Source organism: Pseudomonas sp. L-22-4S-12 (genome assembly GCF_009799935.1).
Lineage (GTDB): Bacteria > Pseudomonadota > Gammaproteobacteria > Pseudomonadales > Pseudomonadaceae > Aquipseudomonas.
Map to the genome: position 1 here is coordinate 36,720 of NZ_WELL01000008.1, position 20,846 is coordinate 57,565.

The 20,846-nt window shown below is 67.4% G+C and carries 21 protein-coding genes and 1 tRNA gene; 9 read left to right on the forward strand and 13 right to left on the reverse strand.

Going from position 1 to position 20,846, the window contains the following annotated elements:
- Nucleotides 1–161 precede the first annotated feature (161 nt).
- Nucleotides 162–238, reverse strand: a tRNA-Met gene (locus tag F3I16_RS17550).
- A 137-nt stretch (nt 239–375) separates the two neighbouring features.
- Here F3I16_RS17550 and dinB point away from each other — a divergent pair.
- Nucleotides 376–1,431: a DNA polymerase IV gene (dinB, locus tag F3I16_RS17555; protein ID WP_160494850.1), complete on the forward strand. Its 1,056-nt coding sequence runs from the start codon at nt 376–378 to the stop codon at nt 1,429–1,431.
- 108 nt (nt 1,432–1,539) lie between these two features.
- Here dinB and F3I16_RS17560 read toward each other — a convergent pair whose 3' ends face one another.
- From F3I16_RS17560 to F3I16_RS17575, 4 genes are all read right to left on the reverse strand, one after another.
- Nucleotides 1,540–1,944: an META domain-containing protein gene (locus tag F3I16_RS17560; protein WP_160494851.1), complete on the reverse strand. Its 405-nt coding sequence runs from the start codon at nt 1,942–1,944 to the stop codon at nt 1,540–1,542.
- A complete protein-coding gene (locus F3I16_RS17565; RefSeq protein ID WP_160494852.1) occupies nt 1,941–2,378 on the reverse strand; it encodes a hypothetical protein in 438 nt (145 codons plus the stop codon). The genes F3I16_RS17560 and F3I16_RS17565 overlap by 4 nt, the downstream gene beginning before the upstream one ends.
- A gap of 29 nt (nt 2,379–2,407) precedes the next feature.
- A complete protein-coding gene (locus F3I16_RS17570; protein WP_160494853.1) occupies nt 2,408–3,403 on the reverse strand; it encodes a 2-hydroxyacid dehydrogenase in 996 nt (331 codons plus the stop codon).
- Nucleotides 3,404–3,500: 97 nt separating this feature from the next.
- Nucleotides 3,501–6,254, reverse strand: a complete 2,754-nt coding sequence (locus tag F3I16_RS17575) for an ATP-binding protein (protein WP_160494854.1) — start codon at nt 6,252–6,254, stop codon at nt 3,501–3,503.
- A 271-nt stretch (nt 6,255–6,525) separates the two neighbouring features.
- Here F3I16_RS17575 and cysM point away from each other — a divergent pair, with 271 nt between their 5' ends.
- The 5 genes from cysM (at nt 6,526) to F3I16_RS17600 (ending at nt 12,670) form a co-directional block, all read left to right on the forward strand.
- Entirely contained in the window at nt 6,526–7,419 is an 894-nt protein-coding gene (gene cysM / locus F3I16_RS17580; protein WP_160494855.1) for a cysteine synthase CysM, read from the forward strand.
- A 60-nt stretch (nt 7,420–7,479) separates the two neighbouring features.
- Nucleotides 7,480–8,832, forward strand: coding sequence for a 23S rRNA (uracil(1939)-C(5))-methyltransferase RlmD (gene rlmD, locus F3I16_RS17585; protein ID WP_160494856.1), 1,353 nt, complete (start codon nt 7,480–7,482; stop codon nt 8,830–8,832).
- 80 nt (nt 8,833–8,912) lie between these two features.
- Nucleotides 8,913–11,159, forward strand: coding sequence for a GTP diphosphokinase (relA, locus tag F3I16_RS17590; protein WP_160494857.1), 2,247 nt, complete (start codon nt 8,913–8,915; stop codon nt 11,157–11,159).
- Between the two features lie 120 nt (nt 11,160–11,279).
- Entirely contained in the window at nt 11,280–12,110 is an 831-nt protein-coding gene (mazG, locus tag F3I16_RS17595; RefSeq protein WP_160494858.1) for a nucleoside triphosphate pyrophosphohydrolase, read from the forward strand.
- Nucleotides 12,111–12,130: 20 nt separating this feature from the next.
- Entirely contained in the window at nt 12,131–12,670 is a 540-nt protein-coding gene (locus F3I16_RS17600) for a DUF2058 domain-containing protein (RefSeq protein ID WP_160494859.1), read from the forward strand.
- Between the two features lie 169 nt (nt 12,671–12,839).
- Here F3I16_RS17600 and F3I16_RS17605 read toward each other — a convergent pair whose 3' ends face one another.
- From F3I16_RS17605 to purM, 4 genes are all read right to left on the reverse strand, one after another.
- Nucleotides 12,840–13,115, reverse strand: a complete 276-nt coding sequence (locus F3I16_RS17605) for a Rho-binding antiterminator (RefSeq protein WP_160494860.1) — start codon at nt 13,113–13,115, stop codon at nt 12,840–12,842.
- Between the two features lie 95 nt (nt 13,116–13,210).
- Complete coding sequence (locus F3I16_RS17610; protein ID WP_160494861.1) at nt 13,211–13,927, reverse strand: DUF3108 domain-containing protein; 717 nt, start codon at nt 13,925–13,927, stop codon at nt 13,211–13,213.
- An 11-nt stretch (nt 13,928–13,938) separates the two neighbouring features.
- Nucleotides 13,939–14,586 (reverse strand): phosphoribosylglycinamide formyltransferase, encoded by a 648-nt coding sequence (gene purN, locus F3I16_RS17615; RefSeq protein WP_372239646.1) that lies wholly within the window; start codon nt 14,584–14,586, stop codon nt 13,939–13,941.
- Nucleotides 14,586–15,644: a phosphoribosylformylglycinamidine cyclo-ligase gene (gene purM, locus F3I16_RS17620; RefSeq protein WP_160494862.1), complete on the reverse strand. Its 1,059-nt coding sequence runs from the start codon at nt 15,642–15,644 to the stop codon at nt 14,586–14,588. Before purM ends, purN begins: the two co-directional genes overlap by 1 nt.
- A 207-nt stretch (nt 15,645–15,851) precedes the next feature.
- On the opposite strand from purM, the gene F3I16_RS17625 reads away from it, so the two are divergent.
- The 3 genes from F3I16_RS17625 (at nt 15,852) to hda (ending at nt 18,782) form a co-directional block, all read left to right on the forward strand.
- Nucleotides 15,852–16,877: a DUF2066 domain-containing protein gene (locus F3I16_RS17625; RefSeq protein WP_160494863.1), complete on the forward strand. Its 1,026-nt coding sequence runs from the start codon at nt 15,852–15,854 to the stop codon at nt 16,875–16,877.
- Nucleotides 16,878–16,986: 109 nt separating this feature from the next.
- The gene (locus F3I16_RS17630; protein ID WP_160494864.1) at nt 16,987–18,081 is read left to right on the forward strand and encodes an AI-2E family transporter; all 1,095 of its coding nucleotides are present in this window, start codon (nt 16,987–16,989) and stop codon (nt 18,079–18,081) included.
- Nucleotides 18,078–18,782 (forward strand): DnaA regulatory inactivator Hda, encoded by a 705-nt coding sequence (gene hda / locus F3I16_RS17635; RefSeq protein WP_160494865.1) that lies wholly within the window; start codon nt 18,078–18,080, stop codon nt 18,780–18,782. The genes F3I16_RS17630 and hda overlap by 4 nt, the downstream gene beginning before the upstream one ends.
- A 21-nt stretch (nt 18,783–18,803) precedes the next feature.
- Here hda and F3I16_RS17640 read toward each other — a convergent pair whose 3' ends face one another.
- From F3I16_RS17640 to arsC, 4 genes are read right to left on the reverse strand one after another with little or no spacing between them, the layout of a single operon-like run.
- Complete coding sequence (locus tag F3I16_RS17640; protein WP_160494866.1) at nt 18,804–19,487, reverse strand: alpha/beta fold hydrolase; 684 nt, start codon at nt 19,485–19,487, stop codon at nt 18,804–18,806.
- The gene (locus tag F3I16_RS17645) at nt 19,487–19,897 is read right to left on the reverse strand and encodes a DUF2069 domain-containing protein (RefSeq protein WP_160079136.1); all 411 of its coding nucleotides are present in this window, start codon (nt 19,895–19,897) and stop codon (nt 19,487–19,489) included. Before F3I16_RS17645 ends, F3I16_RS17640 begins: the two co-directional genes overlap by 1 nt.
- Nucleotides 19,890–20,495, reverse strand: a complete 606-nt coding sequence (gene wrbA / locus F3I16_RS17650) for an NAD(P)H:quinone oxidoreductase (RefSeq protein ID WP_160494867.1) — start codon at nt 20,493–20,495, stop codon at nt 19,890–19,892. Before wrbA ends, F3I16_RS17645 begins: the two co-directional genes overlap by 8 nt.
- On the reverse strand, nt 20,492–20,845 hold the full coding sequence (gene arsC / locus F3I16_RS17655; protein ID WP_160494868.1) for an arsenate reductase (glutaredoxin): 354 nt from the start codon (nt 20,843–20,845) through the stop codon (nt 20,492–20,494). Before arsC ends, wrbA begins: the two co-directional genes overlap by 4 nt.
- Nucleotide 20,846: the final 1 nt, after the last annotated feature.

Here is a 20,846-nt window from a genome sequence, read left to right on the forward strand (position 1 = left end):
CGGGTTATGAGCCCGACGAGCTACCAGACTGCTCCATCCCGCGGCGCCAATTCTACTGCGGGAGAACTTTCTGTCAATCGATTTCTGCTTTTTAATCAAATACTTAAATAAAAAGGCGGAAACGAAAAAGGCCACTCGTTTGAGTGGCCTTTCTTCGAAACTGGTTGCGGGAGCAGGATTTGAACCTACGACCTTCGGGTTATGAGCCCGACGAGCTACCAGACTGCTCCATCCCGCGGCGCCAATTCTATCGCCAAATCCTCGGCTGTCAACCTTTAACTTGGAAAAAATCCTGATCACTCAGGTGCTTAGCGTTGGGCGGGTGGTAGACTCGGGGGCTTCAGGGCTTGCCTGCTGGGGCTTTCCGGACTTTTCGTGCGCAAGATCATCCATGTGGATTGCGACTGCTTCTACGCCGCCATCGAGATGCGTGACGACCCGCGCCTGGCCGGTAAACCGCTGGCCGTGGGCGGCGCCGCCGATCGCCGCGGGGTGGTCGCCACCTGCAACTACGAGGCGCGGGCCTGGGGCGTGCGTTCGGCCATGCCCATGCGCCAGGCCCTGAAGCTGTGCCCGGATCTGCAGGTGGTCAAGCCGCGGATGGACGCCTACAAGGCGGTTTCCCGGGAAATTCACGGCATCTTTCGCGATTTCACCGAGATCATCGAGCCCTTGTCGCTGGATGAAGCCTATCTGGACGTCAGCGCCAGCCCGCATTTTTCCGGCAGCGCCACACGAATCGCTCAGGAAATCCGCCGGCGGGTGTCGCAGGAGCTGCATATCACCGTGTCCGCCGGGGTGGCGCCGAACAAGTTCCTGGCCAAGATCGCCAGCGACTGGCGCAAGCCCAACGGGTTGTTCGTGATCACCCCGGATCAGGTCGAGGCGTTCGTCGCCGCCTTGCCGGTGAGCAAGCTGCACGGGGTGGGTAAGGTCACCGCGGACAAGCTGGGGCGCCTGGGTATCGGCACCTGCGCCGATCTGCGCGAATGGAACAAGCTGGCCCTGGTGCGCGAGTTCGGCAGTTTCGGTGAGCGCCTGTGGAACCTCTGCCGCGGCATCGACGAGCGCGCCCTGCAGACCGACAGCCGGCGCCAGTCGGTGAGCGTGGAGAACACCTACGACGAGGACATCCCCAACCTGGCGCTGTGCCTGAAGCGCCTGCCGGAGCTGCTGGAACAGCTGGAAACCCGCCTGGCGCGGCTGGACAGCAGCTACAAGGCGGACAAGCCCTTCGTCAAGGTCAAGTTCCACGACTTCAGCCAGACCACCCTGGAGCAGGCCGGCGCGCGGCGCGACCTGAACAGCTACCAGTTGCTGCTCAGCGCCGCCTTCGCCCGCGGCAACAAGCCGGTGCGTCTGCTGGGGGTGGGGGTCAGGCTGGTCGACCTGCGCGGCCGCCATGAGCAGCTGGAGCTGTTTGCGCCGTAGGCAGGGTTGAGGAGCAACGCGGCGAAGCCCAGCGTAGCAGCGCACATAACATCGCCCGTTGGGCTTCGCTGCGCTCAACCGCAACCTACGTATCCACGCAGGTATTTCTCAGCCTTCTTCCGGCCACAGGCGGATCGGCTTGCCTTCGGCCGGCCACAGGCGCAGCTGGCCGATCCCCGAGACATCCCAGCGCTGCACGCTGCCGAGGGTGGCGAGGAAGCGCTGCTCCTGCTCCATCAGCGCCGGTGCGCACATCTTGCGGGTGCTGCCGGCCTGGCCGAAGGTCAGCTTGTCGCCCTCCAGGGTGAAAGAGGCGAACCAGTGGTTGCAGCCGGCGTTGCCGTAGGCGCGGCCATCCTCGCCGAGGGTCAGGGTCAGGTGGCTGCGGTCGATCAGCGGGCGCTCGCCGATCCATTCCACCTGGTAGGTCTTGTCACTTTCCAGTCGAATCGGGTCGGCCGCACAGCCGGCCAGGCAGGCGGCGAGCAGACCGAGGGCGAGCGTTGGCTTCATGCGCTTTTCTCCGTGCAGCGGGGGCAGAAGTGCTGACCGGCATGGCTGCGCCAGCCGAGTTCCCGGATGCGTGCCTCGGCGGCGGCCGGGCGGGCCTGCTCGCCCAGGGCGGCGTCCACGGCGAATTCGAAATCCAGCTGGCTGGCGCAGCCGTTGCAGTTGACCTGCCAGTTGAGGATAGCCAGTTCGCGGAAGGCCGGGCCGTTGGCGACCGCCAGCCACTGGCCGGGCGGGGTGATCATGTGGCGGACCTTCTCCACGAGCAGGCGCAGGGTCAGGGTCCGGCTGCCCTTGAGGGTCACCAGCAGGGTGTCGCCGGGTTGAATCGAGCCGCCGTTGCCGGTCACCTGGTAGCGGCCGGGCGACAGGGCGCGGCACTCGGTCAGGGTATGTTGCGGGGCAAGCAGGGAATAGCGGAAATCGTGTTCGGCCATGGGTCCTCCGGAATGGTGCCGGCATGCTATCACGGCCCAGGTTGCACCTGATTGACCGGGCGGCCGGCGGCCCAGGCGGCGATGTTGTCGCGGGTGGTGGCGGCGATGGCGCTCAGCGCCTCGTGGGTGAGAAAGGCCTGGTGGGCGGTGACGATGACATTGGGGAAGCTCAGCAGGCGCGCCAGCACGTCGTCCTGCAGGGGCTGGTCGGAGCGGTCCTCGAAGAACAGTTCCGCTTCTTCTTCATAGACATCCAGGCCCAGGTAGCCGAGCTGGCCGCTTTTCAGCGCGCCGATCAGCGCCGGGGTGTCGACCAGCGCGCCGCGCCCGGTGTTGATCAGCATGGCGCCGGGCTTCATCTGCGCCAGGCGCACGGCATCGATCAGGTGGTGGCTGCTGGGCGTCAGCGGGCAGTGCAGGCTGATGACATCGCTGCTGGCGAGCAGTTCGTCGAGGCCGACCTGGCGTCCGTTGACGGCGTCCAGGTTGGCCAGCGGGCAGGGGTCGTGCAGCAGGTTGTGGCAGCCGAAGCCGGCCATGATGCGGGCGAAGGCCAGGCCGATCTGGCCGCCGCCGATGATGCCGACGGTCTTGCCGTGCAGGTCGAAACCGCTCAGCCCGTGCAGGCTGAAGTCGCCCTCGCGGGTGCGGTTGAAGGCGCGGTGGATGCGCCGGTTGAGCGCCAGGATCAGCGCCACCGCGTGTTCGGCCACGGCAAAGGGCGAGTAGGCGGGCACCCGCACCACGGTCAGGCCCAGCTGCTGCGCGGCCTTCAGGTCGACATGGTTGTAGCCGGCCGAGCGCAGGGCGATCAGCCGCGTGCCGCCGGCGGCCAGGCGCTGCAGCACGGGCGCCGAGAGATCGTCGTTGATGAACGGGCAGACCACCGCATAGCCCTCGGCCAGGGTGGCGGTATCCAGGCTCAGGCGGGCTTCCTGGAACTGCAGCGGCCAGCCGGCGGGCCAGCCGGCGGCGAGGAAGCTGTCGCGGTCATAGGGTTTGCTGCTGAACAGGAGGGTGCGCATGGCGGGTTTCCGGGGCTGGACGCAGGCTGCCAGCCTGCGTCTGTGAGTGGGTTAGGGGTCGCGAATGAACGCGCTGCCGCGCAGCGGAGGCGCGGCCTCAGGCGCTGACCGCGGCTTCCTCGGCCAGGCGGGCGATGGCGGCGTCCAGTTCGTCGAGGGCCTGCTGCGCCGCCGGGTCGTCCTGCTTCAGCAGGGTTTCGCAACGCTGGCAGGCGGCGCGCAACTGCGGCACGCCGCAGTAGCGGGTGGCGCCGTGCAGGCGGTGCACGCGTTCGATCAGCACGTTGCGCTCGCCGGCATCGCGGGCCTGGCGGATGGTCTGGCGGTCGGCGGTCAGCGAGGCCAGCAGCATGCCCAGCATGTCGCTGGCCAGGTCGGCCTTGCCGGCGGCCAGGCGCAGGCCCTCCTCGGGGTCCAGTACGCACAGCGTACTGGTCGCCGGCTGCACCTCGGCGGCCTCCGCGGTCGGCTGGCTGCGCAGGTCCAGACCGGTCCACTTGAGCACCACCTGGGCCAGCTGGCGTTCGTTGATCGGCTTGGTCAGGTAGTCGTCCATGCCGCTCTGCAGCAGGGCGCGCTTCTCGTTGGCCAGGGCGTGGGCGGTCAGGGCGATGATCGGCATCGGGCTGCGGCCATGTTCCTGTTCCCACAGGCGCAGCGCCTCGGTGGTCTGGCGGCCATCCAGGCCGGGCATCTGCACGTCCATGAAGACCAGGTCGAAGCTGTGCTGCTGGACGCTGTCGAGGGCCGCATAGCCGCTGTCGACGGCGATCACGTCGGCGCCCATGTCGCCGAGCAGGGTCTGCACCAGCAGCAGGTTGGCCGGGTTGTCGTCGACGCAGAGCAGGCGCGGGGCGCGGCTGGTCAGCGGCTGGCGCGCCTCGACCTTGTGCGGGCGCGGATGGACCAGGTCGATCAGCGCGCGCTGCAGCTTGCGCGTGCAGGCCGGTTTGGCCTGCAGCTGGCTGTGCGCGTCCGGCAGGCACTGGTGGTACAGCGCCTGTTCGGTGGTGGGGCACAGCACCAGGCTCTTGCAGTTGAGCCGGTCGAGGTCCCAGACCCGCTGGCTGAGCTGTTCCGGTGGCAGTTCCTGGACGCGCACGCCGAGCACCGCCAGTTCGATCGGCTGCTCGCCCTGGTGCTGCTGTTCCACGCATTCGAGCAGGCCGTCGAGGCTGTTGAAGGCCAGCACCTGCAGGCCGCAGTCCTCCAGCTGGTGCTGCAGGGACTGGTTGACCAGCGCATGGCTTTCCAGCAGGACCACGCGCCGGCCGCCCAGTGGCGCGCGCGGCAGGTCCTCGCTGTCGTCGCGGGCCTTGGGCAGGCTCAGGCTGATCCAGAACTCCGAGCCGCTGCCCGGGCTGCTGTCGACGCCGATCTCGCCGCCCATCTGCTCGATCAGGCGCTTGGAGATCACCAGGCCCAGGCCGGTGCCGCCGGCCTGGCGGCTCAGCGAGTTGTCGGCCTGGCTGAAGGCCTGGAACAGCGCGCGCTGGTCGTCCTCGGAGAGGCCGACGCCGGTGTCCTGCACGCTGATGCGCAGCTGCGCGCGGTCGTCGCTTTCGTCCTCGACCATGGCGCGCAGGGCGATGGTGCCTTCTCGGGTGAACTTGATGGCGTTGCTCACCAGGTTGGTCAGCACCTGCTTGAGGCGCTGCGGGTCGCCCTGCAGCGACAGCGGCGTGTCGCGGTAGATCAGGCTGACCAGCTCCAGTTGCTTCTCGTGGGCGGCCGGGGCGAGCAGGGTCAGGGTGTCCTGCAGCAGGTCGCGCAGGTTGAACGGGATGCTTTCCAGGATCAGCTTGCCGGCCTCGATCTTGGAGAAGTCGAGGATCTCGTTGATGATCCCCAACAGGCTCTCGGCGGACTTCTCGATGGTGCCCAGGTAGTCCTGCTGGCGTGGGCTCATGTCGCTTTTCTGCAGCAGGTTGGTGAAGCCGAGAATGCCGTTGAGCGGGGTGCGGATCTCATGGCTCATGTTGGCGAGGAATTCGGACTTGATCCGGCTGGCCTCCAGGGCCTCCTTGCGGGCGAAGTCCAGCTCGATGTTCTGGATCTCGATGGTTTCCAGGTTCTGCCGCACGTCCTCGGTGGCCTGGTCGATGCTGTGCTGCAGTTCGTCCTGGGCGTTCTGCAGCGACTCGGCCATGCGGTTGATGCCCGAGGCCAGCTCATCCAGCTCGTGATTGCCCAGCGCCGGCAGGCGCGTCTGCAGGTTGCCGTCCTTGAGCTGGGCCACCCCCTGTTTGATGCTGCGCAGCGGCTCGTTGATGCTGCGGCTCATGCGCAGGGCGAGCAGGGCGGTGACGGTCAGCCCGGCGGCGATCAGCAGCAGGCTGGCGAACAGGCTGCGGTAGCCCTGCAGCAGGGTGCGGTGGTGCGACAGCTCCAGCTCGACCCAGCCGATCAGGCGGTTGGCCTCGGCATCGCTCTGCGCGCTGACCAGGCTGCGGTGGCGGCCGTACACTGGAAGCAGAAAGCGTGTGGCGTCGCGCCCGCTGCTTTGCACCAAGGGGCTGCCATCGCTTTGCGGCGGCGGGCTGAGCATGCTCGGGCCGGCGTGGGCCAGGGGCGTGCGCTCGCTGGAGAGGAAGTTGACGGCCCGTACATCGTCCTGGTCGAGGGTCTCCTTGGCCAGGCGCTCGAGCAGCGCGGCGTCGTTGCGTCCGAGCGCCGTGGCGGCCAGCGGGGCGAGCTGCTGCACCATCAGTTCGCCCCGCTGCTGCAGCTGGCTGCGCAGCTCGGCCAGCTGCATCCAGGTGAAATAGCCGCCGAGCAGCAGCGCCAGCAGGCTGGTGGGCAGCAGGGTGAGCAGCAGCACGCGGCCCTTGATACCGAGTTCCTTGAACACGACCTTCTCCATCGTGGTGTTGCCGGCAGTTTAGCGGCACATCGATCGGGAATCTCCCAGGGCTTTTGCGCAATTGCCAGCAATTGGCCTTGGTTCTGAGTTTGCGGCTGTTGTTCTGCGCCCGCCGGAGGTTGGTGAAGCGGCGACGCTCCTGGCTCGGCGGCCTCTCCATAACCCGCGGTAATAAAGTGCGAGCGTTCCGCAATATGGCCTGGCCCGGTTTGCCGGTATCATGGGCGTCTCCATCTGTACCCGGATCATTCAGTTCGCCATGAGCCTGCAGTTCCCCACTATCGCCGAGTGCATCGGCAACACCCCGCTGGTACGCCTGCAACGCCTGCCCGGCCACACCTCCAATACCCTGCTGGTGAAGCTGGAAGGCAACAACCCGGCTGGTTCGGTGAAGGATCGCCCGGCGCTGTCGATGATCAGCCGCGCCGAGCTGCGCGGCGACATCCGCCCCGGCGACGTGCTGATCGAGGCCACCAGCGGCAACACCGGCATCGCCCTGGCCATGGCCGCGGCGATCAAGGGCTACAAGATGGTGCTGATCATGCCGGACAACTCGACCGCCGAACGCAAGGCGGCGATGACCGCCTACGGCGCCGAGCTGATCCTGGTCGACAGCATGGAAGGTGCCCGCGACCTGGCCCTGCAGATGCAGGAGGAGGGGCGCGGCAAGGTCCTCGACCAGTTCGCCAACGGCGACAATCCGGTGGCCCACTACAGCAGCACCGGCCCGGAGATCTGGCAGCAGACCCAGGGGCGCATCACCCACTTCATCAGCTCCATGGGCACCACCGGCACCATCATGGGGGTGTCGCGTTACCTCAAGGAACAGAACCCGGCGGTGCAGATCGTCGGCCTGCAGCCCCAGGAAGGCTCGGCCATCCCCGGCATCCGCCGCTGGCCCGAGGAATACCTGCCGAAGATCTTCGACGCCACGCGGGTCGACCGGGTGATCGACATGGGCCAGCAGGAGGCCGAGCAGGTGATGCGCCGCCTGGCGCGCGAGGAGGGCATCTTCTGCGGCGTTTCCTCCGGCGGGGCGGTGGCCGGCATGCTGCGCCTGTCCGCGGAAGTGGAGAACGCGGTGATGGTGGCGATCATCTGCGACCGCGGCGACCGCTACCTGTCCACCGGGATCTACGACGACCCGCAGTAATCACCACGGCCGCAGCCAGGCTGCGGCCCATGTTCACGTATTGATCAGCAGGTATTGCAGATGGCCAAGCGCAGCAGTTGCTTGCGTTTCCAACCCAGTGGCGGCGAGCGCAAGGCGCAAGTGCCGGTGGGCAAGAAACAGAAGCTCAGCATTGAGCGGCTGGCCAACGATGGCCGCGGCATCGCCTTCGTCGACGGGCGCAGCTGGTTCGTCGCCGGTGCGCTGCCGGGCGAGGAGGTCGAGGCGCGCGTGCTGGCGGCCCGCAGCCAGGTGGTCGAGGCCCGCGCCGAGCGCATCCTGCAGGCAGTGGAGCTGCGCCGCCAGCCCCCTTGCGCGCATGCCGGCCGCTGCGGCGGCTGTACCCTGCAGCATCTGCCGCACGCCGAGCAGCTTGCTCTGAAACAGCGCAGCCTGAGTGAGCAGCTGCAGCGTGTGGGCGGAGTTGAGCCCGAGCAGTGGGCCGCGCCGCTGGTCGGCCCCGAATTCGCCTACCGCCGCCGCGCACGCATCGCGGTGCGCTGGGACGCCAAGGCCAGGCAACTGGAAGTGGGGTTCCGTGCCGCCGCCAGCCAGGACATAGTCGCCATCGCCGATTGCCCGGTACTGGTACAGCCCTTGCAGCCCTTGCTGCGCGCGTTACCGCTGTTACTGCGCAGCCTGGACAAGCCCCAGGCGCTGGGTCACGTCGAGCTGTTTCACGGCACCCAGGCGGCCCTGCTGCTGCGCCACACGGCGCCGCTGGGCGAGGCCGACCTGGCGCGCCTGCGCGCCTTCTGCGCCGCGCATCAGGCGCAGCTGTGGCTGCACGGTGCCGGCGAGCCGGCGGCCGATCAGCCCGGGCAGAGCCTGGGTTACCGTCTGCAGCCGTGGAACCTAGAGCTGCAGTACCGCCCGGGCGATTTCGTCCAGGTCAACGGGCCGGTCAATCAGGCGATGGTCGAACAGGCGCTAGACTGGTTGGCGCCGCAGACTGGCGAGCGCGTGCTGGACCTGTTCTGCGGCCTGGGCAACTTCGCCCTGCCGCTGGCCCAGCGGGTGTGCGAGGTGGTGGCGGTGGAAGGGGTGCAGGCGATGGTCGAGCGGGCGCGCGGCAATGCCGCGGCCAATGGCCTGGGCAATCTGCACTTTTTCCAGGCGGACCTGTCGAAACCGCTGGTCGAGGCCGGCTGGGCCCGGCAGCCGTTCGACGCGGTGTTGCTCGACCCGCCGCGCGACGGTGCGTTCGAGGTGGTCAGGCAGATCGGCGCGCTGGGTGCCCGGCGCCTGGTCTATGTATCGTGCAACCCGGCGACCCTGGCCCGCGATGCGGCCGAGCTGGTGCGCCAGGGGTATCGGCTCAAGCGGGCCGGCATCCTCGACATGTTCCCGCAGACGGCGCATGTCGAGGCGATGGCGTTATTCGAGGTGGACTAGGACGTTCACGCAATCCGACTGGCCCAGAGAGGCCGGCGATATTTCAGCGAGCCAGACGCTCGCCGTAGGGAAGGTAAGCAATGGTACAGGTCAGGGCTCATCAGCCGATCAACGATGACGGCAGCATCAACCTGGAGGCGTGGCTGGACCACACCCTGAGTGCCGATCCGGCGCTGGACCGCGCGGCGCTGCAAGTCGCCTGTGAGTTCGCCCGCGACGCCGAGCAGCAGGCCAATGCCGCGCAGAACCTGTGGGCCGAGGGCAACTCCAGTTTCCGCACGGGCCTGGAGATCGCCGAGATCCTCGCCGATCTCAAGCTCGACCAGGATTCGTTGGTCGCCGCGGTGATCTACCGCACCGTGCGCGAAGGCAAGATCACCCTCAAGACCGTGCAGGAAAAATTCGGCCCGGTGGTGGCCAAGCTGGTCGAGGGCGTGCTGCGCATGGCGGCGATCAGCGCCAGCCTTAACCCGCGCGATTCCCTGGTACTCGGCTCCCAGGCGCAGGTGGAGAACCTGCGCAAGATGCTGGTGGCCATGGTCGACGACGTGCGCGTGGCGCTGATCAAGCTGGCCGAGCGCACCTGCGCGATCCGCGCGGTCAAGCATGCCGACGACGAGAAGCGCCACCGGGTGGCCCGCGAGGTGTTCGACATCTACGCGCCGCTGGCCCACCGCTTAGGGATTGGCCATATCAAGTGGGAGCTGGAGGACCTGTCCTTCCGCTATCTGGAACCCGAGCAGTACAAGCAGATCGCCAAGCTGCTGCACGAGCGCCGCCTGGATCGCCAGCAGTACATCGCCGACGTCATGCAGCAGCTGCGCGACGAACTGACCGCCGCCGGGATCAAGGCCGACATCAGCGGCCGGGCGAAACACATCTATTCGATCTGGCGCAAGATGCAGCGCAAGGGCCTGCAGTTCAGCCAGATCTACGACGTGCGCGCGGTGCGCGTGCTGGTGCCGGAGATGCGCGACTGCTACACCGCCCTCGGCATCGTGCACAGCCTGTGGCGGCACATCCCCAAGGAGTTCGACGACTACATCGCCAACCCCAAGGAAAACGGCTACCGCTCCCTGCACACCGCGGTGATCGGCCCGGACGGCAAGGTCCTGGAAGTGCAGATCCGCACCTCGGCCATGCACGAGGAAGCCGAGCTGGGCGTGTGCGCGCACTGGAAGTACAAGGGCACCGACGTCAAGGGAAACTCCGACCACTACGAGGAGAAGATCTCCTGGCTGCGCCAGGTGCTCGAATGGCACGAGGAGCTGGGCGATATCGGCGGTTTGGCCGAGCAGCTGCGCGTCGACATCGAGCCGGACCGGGTCTACGTGTTCACCCCGGACGGCCATGCCATCGACCTGCCCAAGGGCGCCACGCCGCTGGACTTCGCCTACCGCGTGCATACCCAGATCGGCCACAACTGCCGCGGCGCCAAGGTCAACGGGCGCATCGTGCCGCTCAGCTACAGCCTGCAGACCGGCGAGCAGGTGGAGATCATCACCGGCAAGCACGGCTCGCCGAGCCGCGACTGGCTGAACTCCAACCTCGGCTACATCACCACCAGCCGGGCGCGGGCGAAGATCGTCCACTGGTTCAAGCTGCAGGACCGCGACCAGAACGTCGCCGCCGGCAAGACCATGCTCGACCGCGAGCTGGGGCGCCTGGCGCTGCCCCACGTGGACTTCGACAAGCTGGCCGACAAGTGCAACATGAAGACCGCCGAGGACATGTACGCCGCCCTCGGCGCCGGCGACCTGCGCCTGGCCCACGCGGTCAACCTGGCTCAGCAGCTGGTCGAGCCGGAGCGCAGCAGCGAGCAGCTGGAGCTGATCCCGCGGCGCGCCGCCGGCGGCTACAAGCCGGGCAAGCGCGGCGATATCCAGATCCAGGGCGTCGGCAACCTGCTGACGCAGATGGCCGGCTGCTGCCAGCCGCTGCCGGGCGACCCGATCGTCGGTTACATCACCCTCGGTCGCGGGGTCAGCATCCATCGTCAGGATTGCGCCTCGGTGCTGCAACTGGCCGGGCGCGAGCCGGAGCGGATCATCCAGGTCAGCTGGGGGCCGGTGCCGGTGCAGACCTACCCGGTGGATATCATCATCAAGGCCTACGACCGTTCCGGCCTGCTGCGCGACGTGTCGCAGCTGCTGCTCAACGAGCGGCTCAACGTGCTGGCGGTCAATACCCGCTCGAACAAGGAAGACAACACCGCGTCGATGCAGCTGACCATCGAAATTCCCGGTCTGGATGCCCTCGGGCGCCTGCTCGGGCGCATCTCGCAGCTGCCCAACATCATCGAGGTCCGCCGCAGCCGCAGCAGTTGAGCGGCTGCGCTCGCTCTGGCGTTGTTGCAGTGGCGCCGGAAAATGCCCAAGTGGCTACAGCCAAGCGGGCTTTTCCGCCGTCACGTCCAACCCTAACCCTCACCTGTTTCGGGGCTTGTCATGTACCAACTCGACGACCTGCTGCACCTGATGGCCCGCCTGCGCGACCCGCAGCATGGCTGCCCGTGGGATCTCAAGCAGAGCTACGCGACCATCGTGCCCTACACCATCGAGGAAGCCTACGAGGTGGCCGACGCCATCGAGCGCAGCGACTTCGAGCACCTGCCGGGCGAGCTCGGCGACCTGCTGTTCCAGGTGGTCTACTACAGCCAGCTGGCCCGCGAGGAGGGGCGCTTCGAGTTCGCCCAGGTGGTCGATGGCATCACGGCCAAGCTGATCCGCCGCCATCCCCATGTGTTCGTCGATGGCGACCTGTATGGCGCGCCGGATGCGGCCAGGCTCGAGGAAGCGGCGGTCAAGCAACGCTGGGAAGAGTTGAAGGCCGAGGAACGTGCAGAAAAGGCGGCCGCCCCCGAGCAGCTGTCGCTGCTGGATGACGTGCCCAACGCGCTGCCGGCCCTGAGTCGCGCGGCCAAGCTGCAGAAGCGTGCGGCCCGGGTCGGTTTCGACTGGCCGGAAGCCCTGCCGGTGGTGGACAAGGTGCGCGAAGAGCTGGACGAAGTGCTGGAGGCCATGAGCGAGAACGACCCGCAGGCCATCGCCGAGGAAATCGGCGACCTGCTGTTCGTGGTCACCAACCTGGCGCGCCATCTCAAGGTCGATCCGGAAACTGCCTTGCGCAGTGCCAACGGCAAGTTCGAACGGCGCTTTCGCTTTATCGAACAAACCTTGCGCGCAGCCGGCCAGCCCATTGAGAATTGCAGCCTGGAACAACTGGATGCCCTGTGGGGCGAAGCCAAGCAGCAGGAAAAACGCCTGCCTGGCTGTTAACTGTCGAGATTGAATGCCTTATGAGTCTTTCCCTCCGCGATCAGCTGCTGAAAGCCGGCCTGGTCAATGAAAAGCAGGCCAAGCAGGCCGGCAAGCAGAAGCAGAAGCAGCAGCGCCTGGAGAAGAAGAACCAGGTCGAAGTCGACGATTCGCAGAAACAGGCCGCCCTGCAGGCCATGGCCGAGAAGACCGCGCGCGACCAGGAGCTGAACCGCCAGCAGCAGGAGAAGGCCGCGCAGAAGGCCCGCGCCGCGCAGATCAAGCAACTGATCGAGACCTCGCGCCTGCCGAAGCTGACCAGCGAGGACTACTACAACTTCGTCGACGACAAGAAGGTCAAGCGCATCGCGGTCAACGGCATGCTGCGCGACAAGCTCAGTCGAGGCTCGCTGGCCATCGTCCGGCATGCCGGCGGCTACGAGATCATCCCGCGCGAGGCCGCGCTGAAGATCCAGGAACGCGATCCGCAGCGCGTGCTGCTGCTCAACACCCAGACCGAAGCGCCGGACGCCGACGACCCGTACGCCGCCTACCAGGTGCCGGACGACCTGATGTGGTGATGCCGGGGCGAGTGAAAAAGCCGGGTTTATCCCGGCTTTTTCATGCCCTGCAGAACACCTGTGGGAGCGAATTCATTCGCGATCGCCGGCAGCTCCGGGTTGCTCTCATTCGCGAATAAATTCGCTCCCACAACAGCGGTCCGGTTCTGCTCTGGGCCGTGATGATGCTTTAGCAACGTGCATTGCCCAGCAGCACCCGGCCGAAACTGGCCCCCGCATTCAGCGGGGTGATGGCCAGCAGGCGATCCATGCGCAGGCGCTGCTCGCCGCCGGCGCCGCGCACCACGAAGAACTCCTCCTTGTTCGCGGTAATCGCTGTATTGACTGCCTCGGCCAGCAGCTCGCTGCCGTCGGTCAGCTCGATGCGTAACTGGTAATGGTGCAGGCAGGCGATCTCCAGGTAGTCGTAGAGGTCGCAGGCGATGGGCTGGTAGCTGTCGTTCATGGCGCTTTCCCCTGATTGCTAACTGACCAGCCTAGGGCATTTTCGCCTGGCAGAAAAAAGCCGGGCAGTGCCCGGCTCGTTCTCGGCAGGAGCGCTTACTCCTGGATGCCCTCGACGGTGCGGCCGTTGACGGTGCCGTCCTTGAGCATGATCTGGTATTCCTTGCCGTCCTTCTCCACCTGGTGCAGGCGCACCAGCAGGTAGTCCCAGTCCTTGGCGAACCACAGCACGGTCTTGCGGCTGCTCTGGGTCGGGTCGCGCACGCGCTCGACCTTGATCGCGTCGATCAGCCCGGCCTTGGTGCGCACGCGCTCCTCGCCGAGCACGCGGAAGTCGTAGACCTCGATCTCGTCGCCGTCGACCACCTGGTAGCTCATGCTCTGCTTGCCGGCGGCGACGTCTTCCTGCAGCACCAGCTGGTAGGTCGACTTGTCCTGCATGCCGCGGTTGAGGGCGAAGCGCACCGGCTCGCCGCGATCGCTGCCGATCACCTGCTTCTCGGTCCAGTCGAAGTCATGCTCGACCTGCTTGGCCTTGCCCAGGCCGCTGCGGTCGAAGCGGTAGGTCAGCGGCAGGAAGGTGCCGTTTTCCACGCGGAAGGTGCTCACTTCGCTGAGGCTGGCCACCAGCATGGCGGCCTCGAAGCTGAGTTCCCAGCGGCCGTTATCCAGGGCCTTCAGGCTGCGTCCAGCGGTACCGCTGATCGGCAGTTGTTTCCAGTCGGCGGTGTAGCTGGCCGAGAACGGGGTCAGCCCGGCTGCCGCCAGCGGCAGGCTGAACAGGGCGAGGAGCAATAACAGGGCGCGGCGCATCGATCGATCTCCTAGTTACGTAGCTGCTGCCCGCAGGGCGGCAGGGCCTGGCCATCCAATTCTGCCCCGGTGCCGCCCAGGCGCAGGCGGCCTTCGGCGAACCAGCGCATGGCCAGTGGGTAGATGCGGTGTTCTTCGGCGTGGACGCGCTGGGCCAGGCTGTCCGGCGTGTCGTCCGACTGCACCGGCACTATGGCCTGTACGACCAGAGGGCCGCCATCGAGTTCCTCGGTGACGAAGTGCACGCTGCAGCCATGCTCGTGGTCGCCGGCCTCCAGCGCCCGCTGGTGGGTGTGCAGGCCCTTGTACTTGGGCAGCAGCGAGGGATGGATGTTCAGCAGGCGGCCGCTGTAGTGGCTGACGAAGGCGGGGGTGAGGATGCGCATGAAGCCGGCCAGGATCACCAGCTGCGGGGCGAAGCCGTCGATGCACTCGACCAGGGCGGCATCGAAGGCCTCGCGGCCGTCGAACTGCTTGTGGTCGAGCACGCGGGTGTCGATACCGGCTTGTTTCGCCCGCTCCAGGCCGTAGGCATCGGCGCGGTTGGAAATCACCGCGCAGATGCGTGCCGGGTTGCCGTCCTCGGCGATGCTGTCGATCAGGGCCTGCAGGTTGCTGCCGGACCCGGAAATCAGCACCACGACATTGCAGTCGGCCATCAGTGGGCTTTCAGGTTGTTCAGCACGACCTGGGCGGCGCCTTCGGCGGCAGTGCCGATCTGGCCGATCAGCCACGGCGCTTCGCCGCTGGCGCGCAGGTTGGCCAGGGTCGCTTCGACCTGGTCCTGGGCCACGCAGATGACCATGCCGACGCCGCAGTTGAGCACGCGGTGCATCTCGTGCTCGTCGACGTTGCCTTGCTCCTGCAGCCAGTCGAACACCGCCGGGCGGGTCCAGCTGGCCACGTCGAGCACCGCCTGGGCGCCTTGCGGCAGCACGCGCGGGATGTTGTCGAGCAGGCCGCCGCCGGTGATGTGGGCCATGGCCTTGACCGCGCCGGTTTCCTTGATCAGCTTGAGTAGCGGCTTGACGTAGATGCGGGTCGGCGCCATTAGCAGCTCGGTCAGCGGCTTGCCATCGAGCTGTATGGCCTCGATGTCGGCACCGGCGACTTCGATGATTTTGCGGATCAGCGAGTAGCCGTTGGAGTGCGGGCCGGAAGAGGGCAGGGCGATCAGCGCGTCGCCAGCGGCGACTTTCGAACCGTCGATGATCTCGGCCTTTTCCACCACGCCGACGCAGAAACCGGCCAGGTCGTAGTCTTCGCCTTCGTACATGCCGGGCATCTCGGCGGTCTCGCCACCGACCAGGGAGCAGCCGGCCAGCTCGCAACCGGCGCCGATGCCGGTGACCACGGTGGCGGCCACGTCGACGTTGAGCTTGCCGGTGGCGTAGTAGTCGAGGAAGAACAGCGGCTCGGCGCCGCACACCACCAGGTCGTTGACGCACATGGCGACCAGATCCTGGCCGATGCTGTCGTGCTTGTTCAGGTTCAGCGCCAGGCGCAGCTTGGTGCCGACGCCGTCGGTGCCGCTGACCAGTACCGGCTGCTTGTAGCCGGCGGGAATTTCACAGAGGGCGCCGAAGCCACCCAGGCCACCCATGACCTCCGGGCGTGCGGTGCGCTTGGCGACGCCTTTGATGCGTTCGACCAGGGCTTCGCCGGCGTCGATGTCTACACCGGCGTCCTTGTAGCTGATGGAGGGTTGCTTGCTCATGGGTTCAGGCCTTTAAGGGGGAAATGCGGTTGTCGACCGGGCCGGGCGGGAGTCCACGCGCGTGCCGGTCTGCGAAGGCGCGCGATTTTATCAGGCTTGTCCGTCAGCGGCCACCGGCCCCGACGGTTGCCGCATGGCGGGCGGCTGTTTAAGGTATAAGCCTTCGCGTGCGCCCGTCGCACACACCTCCAGCCGTCGAGACCTCACATGCGCCTGTTCGTCCGTCTGTTTGCCCTGTGCTGTGCGCTGCTCAGCCTGCCGTCCCTTGCCGAGCCGGTCAGCGGCCTCTATCAGGTGCGCGAGGCGGTCACCAGCCAGCAGCCGGAAGAGCGCGGCGTGGTCCTGGGCAAGGCCCTGGAAACCCTGGTACTGCGCTTGACCGGCGATGCCCAGGCGCTGCAGGCGTCGGGCCTGGAGGGGGTGCGCAAGGACCCGCAGCAACTGGTCAGCCAGTACGTCTACGAGGGCGACACCCTGATCGTCGACTTCGATCCGCTGACCACCGAGAACAAGCTGCGCCAGGCCGGCCTGGCCCTGTGGGGCGCCAATCGCCCGGCGATCCTGGCCTGGTGGCTGAATGCCGGAGTGGAAGGCTTCAGCCTGCTCGGCGATGGCCAGGAAGCGGCCGCACCGCTGCGCCAGGCCGCGCAGAACCGTGGCCTGCCGCTGCGCCTGCCACTGGCCGATCTGCAGGAACAACTGCTGGCGACCCCGGAAACCCTCGGCGCCGACCAGCCGGATGCCCTGCAGCCGGCCTCCGAGCGCTACGCCGCCGATGCCTTGCTGGCCGTGCAGGCGCGCGAAGAGGGTGGCCAGTGGCAGGCCGAGTGGCGCCTGTGGCTGGGCGACAGCCGCGAGCAGGGCAAGGCCCAGGGCGCTGACCAGAATGCCCTGGCCGATGCCGTGCTGCTGGCCGTGAGCGAGCGCCTGGCGCCGCGTTTCGTGGTCAAGCCGGGGACGGCCGGCGCCCTGCTGGTCGAAGTGCAGGGCACCGACCTGGCCCGCTATGCCAATCTGGCGAGTCTGCTCGAACCCTTCGCCGCGCGCCTGATCAAGGTCAAGGGCGACCAGCTGACCTGGCAGGTCAATGCCAGCGCCGCACAATTGCGCGCCCAGCTGGCCCTGGCCGGGCTGCAGGAAATCCCCGTCGATGCCGCGCCACTGGATGCGGCGGCGCCCGCGGGCAGCGCCCCGGCCGCGGCGCCGGCCAATCTGCTGCGTTTTCGCTGGTAGCTTGCCGCACGGCAGCACCCCGCCCATCAGGCGCAAGGGCTGAAGCAGCACATACAGCCGTGGGCCAAGGCACGCGGAGACAGGGATGAACCGAGGCGGAGAGCCCGAGATGACCGATTCAAGGCGCTGGATGTGGCTGGCCGGGCTGTTCCTCGGCGGCTGGCTGATCTACCTGCTGACCCCGATTCTTTCGCCGTTCCTGGTGGCCATGCTGTTGGCCTACCTGGGTGATCCGCTGGTCGATCGCCTGGAACGCCACAAGCTGTCGCGGACCTGGGCCGTGGTGCTGGTGTTCGGCCTGTTCAGCCTGCTGCTGCTGATCCTGCTGCTGGTGCTGCTGCCCATGCTCGGCCGCCAGCTGGTGCGCCTGTATGAGCTGGTGCCACTGATGCTCGACCGCCTGCAGCACGAGGCGCTGCCCTGGATGCAGGCGCAGTTCGGCCTGACCGAGGACTTCTGGCGTTTGGATCAGCTCAAGGCGGCGCTCAGCGAGCACCTGGGCAAGACTGGCGATATCGTCGGCCTGGTTCTGGCCCAGGCGACCGCCTCCAGCCTGGCGCTGCTCGGCTGGCTGGGCAATCTGCTGCTGATTCCGGTGGTGGCCTTCTACCTGCTGCGCGACTGGGACGTGATGCTGGCCAAGCTGCGCGGCCTGCTGCCGCGCGCCCGCGAGGGCTTCATCGTGCGCCTGGTCGGCGAGTGCCACGAGGTGCTCGGCGCCTTTATCCGCGGCCAGCTGATGGTGATGCTGGCGCTGGCCGGCATCTATGCCGGTGGCCTGATGCTGGTCGGCCTGGAGCTGGGCCTGCTGATCGGTGTGCTGGCCGGGCTGGCCAGCATCGTGCCGTATATGGGCTTTATCGTCGGCTTCGGTGCGGCGCTGGTGGCGGCGCTGTTCCAGTTCGGCGGCTTCGAGCTGTACCCGCTGGTCGGCATAGCCGTGGTGTTCGGCATCGGCCAACTGCTCGAAGGCATGCTGCTGACGCCCTGGCTGGTCGGCGACCGCATCGGCCTGCACCCGGTGGCGGTGATCTTCGCCATCCTCGCCGGCGGCCAGCTGTTCGGCTTCACCGGCGTGCTGCTGGCCCTGCCGGTGGCGGCGATCATCATGGTTTTGCTGCGCCATGCTCATGATTTCTATAAACTTTCCGCCCTCTATGGTGAGCCCGGAGGCGGTTCTGACGAACCGCCCAACCCTGCATGATCCCGATTCAGCTGCCCCTGGGGGTGCGTCTGCGTGATGACGCCACCTTCGCCAACTACTATCCCGGCGCCAACGCCGCGGCCCTTGGCTATGCCGAGCGCCTGTGCGAGGCCGATGCCGGCTGGACCGAAAGCCTGATCTACCTCTGGGGTAGCGAGGGTGTCGGGCGCAGCCATCTGCTGCAGGCGGCCTGCCTGCGGTTCGAGCAGCGCGGCGAATCGGTGGTCTACCTGCCGCTGGCCGAAGTGGCCGACTACGGCCCGGAGCTGCTCGACAACCTGGAGCAGTGCGAGCTGGTCTGCCTGGACGACCTGGAAGCGGTGGCCGGCCGGCCCGAGTGGGAGGAGGCGCTGTTCCACCTGTTCAACCGCTTGAGGGATTCGGGGCGGCGTCTGCTGATCGCTGCCGCCGCCGCGCCGCGCGAGTTGCCGATCGGCCTGGCCGACCTGCAGTCGCGCCTGACCCTGGCGCTGGTATTCCAGCTGCATGCGCTGTCCGATGAGGACAAGCTGCGTGCCCTGCAGCTGCGTGCCTCGCGCCGCGGCCTGCACCTGACCGACGAAGTCGGGCGCTTCATCCTCAACCGTGGCGAGCGCAGCATGAGCGCGCTGTTCGAACTGCTCGAACGTCTCGACCAGGCCTCGCTGCAGGCTCAGCGCAAGCTGACCATTCCCTTCCTGAAAGAAGTCCTCGGCTGGTAGCCGTTTGCCTGGCACCGGCTGCTAGGTCGGCAGTGCTTCCAGCTCCGCGACAAACTCACTGATCGCCTGCGCGCAGGCTTGTGCCCGGCTCTGCAGGACGAAGTGCGGCCCGCCCAGCGCGATCTGGCGCAGATCGCTGCAGTGCCGGCTGAGGCTGGCCGCGGCATGCTGCGAGACCAGGCGATCCTGCTGCGGCCACAGGTGCAGGGCGGGCAGGTGGAGCGGCTGGGCGGGTTCCTGCAGTCGCGCCAGGCTGTGCAGGCGGGCCCGCAGCAGGGCGTCGGGTAACTGGCGGATTTCCTCGCGCAGCAGGGCGAGCAGCGCCGGGCTGGCGTTTCGGCCGACACAGAACAGCTGCAACAGCCGCTCATGGCTGAGCAGGCGCCTGGGCAGTGGCAGGTAGCGGCTCAGTGGTAGCAGCGGGTGCGGACGGCGAAGAAACGCGGCGGCGAAGATCACCCCGCGCAGGCCGGGCGGCTGGCGCAGGGCCAACCGGTAGGCCAGGTGCCCGGAGAAGGACTCGCCGAGCAGGACGAAGGGGCTGGCGCCGAGCCGGGGCAGCAGGACGGAGACCAGGCTGTCGCTGTCCTGCGGGCCGTGCTGCGGTAGCTCAAGTGGCACAAGCTGCAGCCCATCCAGCCAGGGCAGCAGCGGGGCGAACAGGCGGTTGCTGCCGTTCAGGCCCGGCAGCAACAGCAGGCGCATCAGGCCTCGCCGGCCAGCTTGCGGTCGTACTGGAAGCGCCAGCGGGTGTAGAGCAGGGCGCAGCAGAACAGGCCGAAGCTGATCACCGCTTCGAGCATGCCGAACAGCGCGCGGGCCGGGTCGATGGCGGCCAGTACGCCCTGGATGAAGTAGATGTTGACCACGAAGCAGGTCCAGGCGTGGGCGCGGGCACTGCCCAGCAGCAGGCCGGGAGCGAGCAGCAGCAGCGGCACCAGCTGGATGCTCAGCACCACCCAGATACGCGCGCCGTGCAGGTCGGCGAAGCCGAGGTTCCACCCCAGCAGCAAGGCGAACAGGGCGATGAAGCTGAACAGGCTCAGGGCGCGGCTGAGTTTCAGCCGCGGTTGCAGCCAGTCGAGGGCCGGAAGGGGTTTCGCTTGCTTAGCCACGCGGGGTCTCCAGCTGCTGGGCGGTTTTGGCCAGGCGCAGCCCGAGGGCGCGGCACAGGGCGATTTCGTGTTCGTCGAGGGCGCGCTTGCTGTCGGCCCCGGCATGGTGGCTGGGGCCGTAGGGCGTGCCGCCGCCGCGGGTGTCGAGCAGGGCGCCTTCGCTGTAGGGCAGGCCGCAGAGCAGCATGCCGTGGTGCAGCAGCGGCAGCATCATCGACAGCAGGGTGCTTTCCTGGCCGCCATGCAGGCTGGAGGTCGAGGTGAACACCCCGGCCGGCTTACCGACCAGCTCGCCGGTCAGCCACAGGCTGCTGGTGCCGTCCAGAAAATACTTCAAGGGCGCGGCCATATTGCCGAAGCGGGTCGGGCTGCCCAGGGCCAGGCCGGCGCAGTGCTTCAGGTCGTCCAGGCTGACGTACAGCGCCCCTTCGGCGGGAATCGCCGGGGCCGTGGCTTCGCACTCGGTGGATACCGCCGGCACGCTGCGCAGGCGCGCTTCCAGGCCGCCCTGTTCGACACCGCGGGCGATCTGCCTGGCCATCTCGGCGGTGGCGCCGTGGCGACTGTAGTAGAGCACCAGGATATAGGGCGCGCTCATGCCAGCAGCTCCAGGACTTTCTCCGGCGGCCGGCCGATCACCGCCTTGTCGCCGGCGATCAGGATCGGCCGCTCGATCAGCTTGGGATGGGCGACCATGGCTTCGATCAGCTGCGCCTCGCTGAGGCTGTCGTCGGCCAGGTTGAGTTCTTTGTATTCGTCCTCGCCGGTGCGCAGCAGCTGGCGCGCACCGATGCCCAGCTTGCCCAGCAGGCTGTGCAGCTCGCCAGCGCTGGGCGGGGTTTCCAGGTAGCGCACGATGTTCGGCGTCAGGCCGCGGGCTTCGAGGAGTTCCAGGGCGCCGCGGGATTTCGAGCAGCGCGGGTTGTGATAGAGGGTCAAGTCGGTCATG

Coding starts and splice junctions, on each gene's coding strand:
- F3I16_RS17560 (WP_160494851.1), bottom strand. CDS start 1,944: ATGAAGCCAACGCTCGCCCTCGGTCTGCTCGCCGCCTGCCTGGCCGGC.
- F3I16_RS17565 (WP_160494852.1), bottom strand. CDS start 2,378: ATGGCCGAACACGATTTCCGCTATTCCCTGCTTGCCCCGCAACATACC.
- F3I16_RS17570 (WP_160494853.1), bottom strand. CDS start 3,403: ATGCGCACCCTCCTGTTCAGCAGCAAACCCTATGACCGCGACAGCTTC.
- cysM (WP_160494855.1), top strand. CDS start 6,526: ATGAGCCTGCAGTTCCCCACTATCGCCGAGTGCATCGGCAACACCCCG.
- rlmD (WP_160494856.1), top strand. CDS start 7,480: ATGGCCAAGCGCAGCAGTTGCTTGCGTTTCCAACCCAGTGGCGGCGAG.
- relA (WP_160494857.1), top strand. CDS start 8,913: ATGGTACAGGTCAGGGCTCATCAGCCGATCAACGATGACGGCAGCATC.
- mazG (WP_160494858.1), top strand. CDS start 11,280: ATGTACCAACTCGACGACCTGCTGCACCTGATGGCCCGCCTGCGCGAC.
- F3I16_RS17600 (WP_160494859.1), top strand. CDS start 12,131: ATGAGTCTTTCCCTCCGCGATCAGCTGCTGAAAGCCGGCCTGGTCAAT.
- F3I16_RS17605 (WP_160494860.1), bottom strand. CDS start 13,115: ATGAACGACAGCTACCAGCCCATCGCCTGCGACCTCTACGACTACCTG.
- F3I16_RS17610 (WP_160494861.1), bottom strand. CDS start 13,927: ATGCGCCGCGCCCTGTTATTGCTCCTCGCCCTGTTCAGCCTGCCGCTG.
- purN (WP_372239646.1), bottom strand. CDS start 14,586: ATGGCCGACTGCAATGTCGTGGTGCTGATTTCCGGGTCCGGCAGCAAC.
- purM (WP_160494862.1), bottom strand. CDS start 15,644: ATGAGCAAGCAACCCTCCATCAGCTACAAGGACGCCGGTGTAGACATC.
- F3I16_RS17625 (WP_160494863.1), top strand. CDS start 15,852: ATGCGCCTGTTCGTCCGTCTGTTTGCCCTGTGCTGTGCGCTGCTCAGC.
- F3I16_RS17630 (WP_160494864.1), top strand. CDS start 16,987: ATGACCGATTCAAGGCGCTGGATGTGGCTGGCCGGGCTGTTCCTCGGC.
- hda (WP_160494865.1), top strand. CDS start 18,078: ATGATCCCGATTCAGCTGCCCCTGGGGGTGCGTCTGCGTGATGACGCC.
- F3I16_RS17640 (WP_160494866.1), bottom strand. CDS start 19,487: ATGCGCCTGCTGTTGCTGCCGGGCCTGAACGGCAGCAACCGCCTGTTC.
- wrbA (WP_160494867.1), bottom strand. CDS start 20,495: ATGAGCGCGCCCTATATCCTGGTGCTCTACTACAGTCGCCACGGCGCC.
- arsC (WP_160494868.1), bottom strand. CDS start 20,845: ATGACCGACTTGACCCTCTATCACAACCCGCGCTGCTCGAAATCCCGC.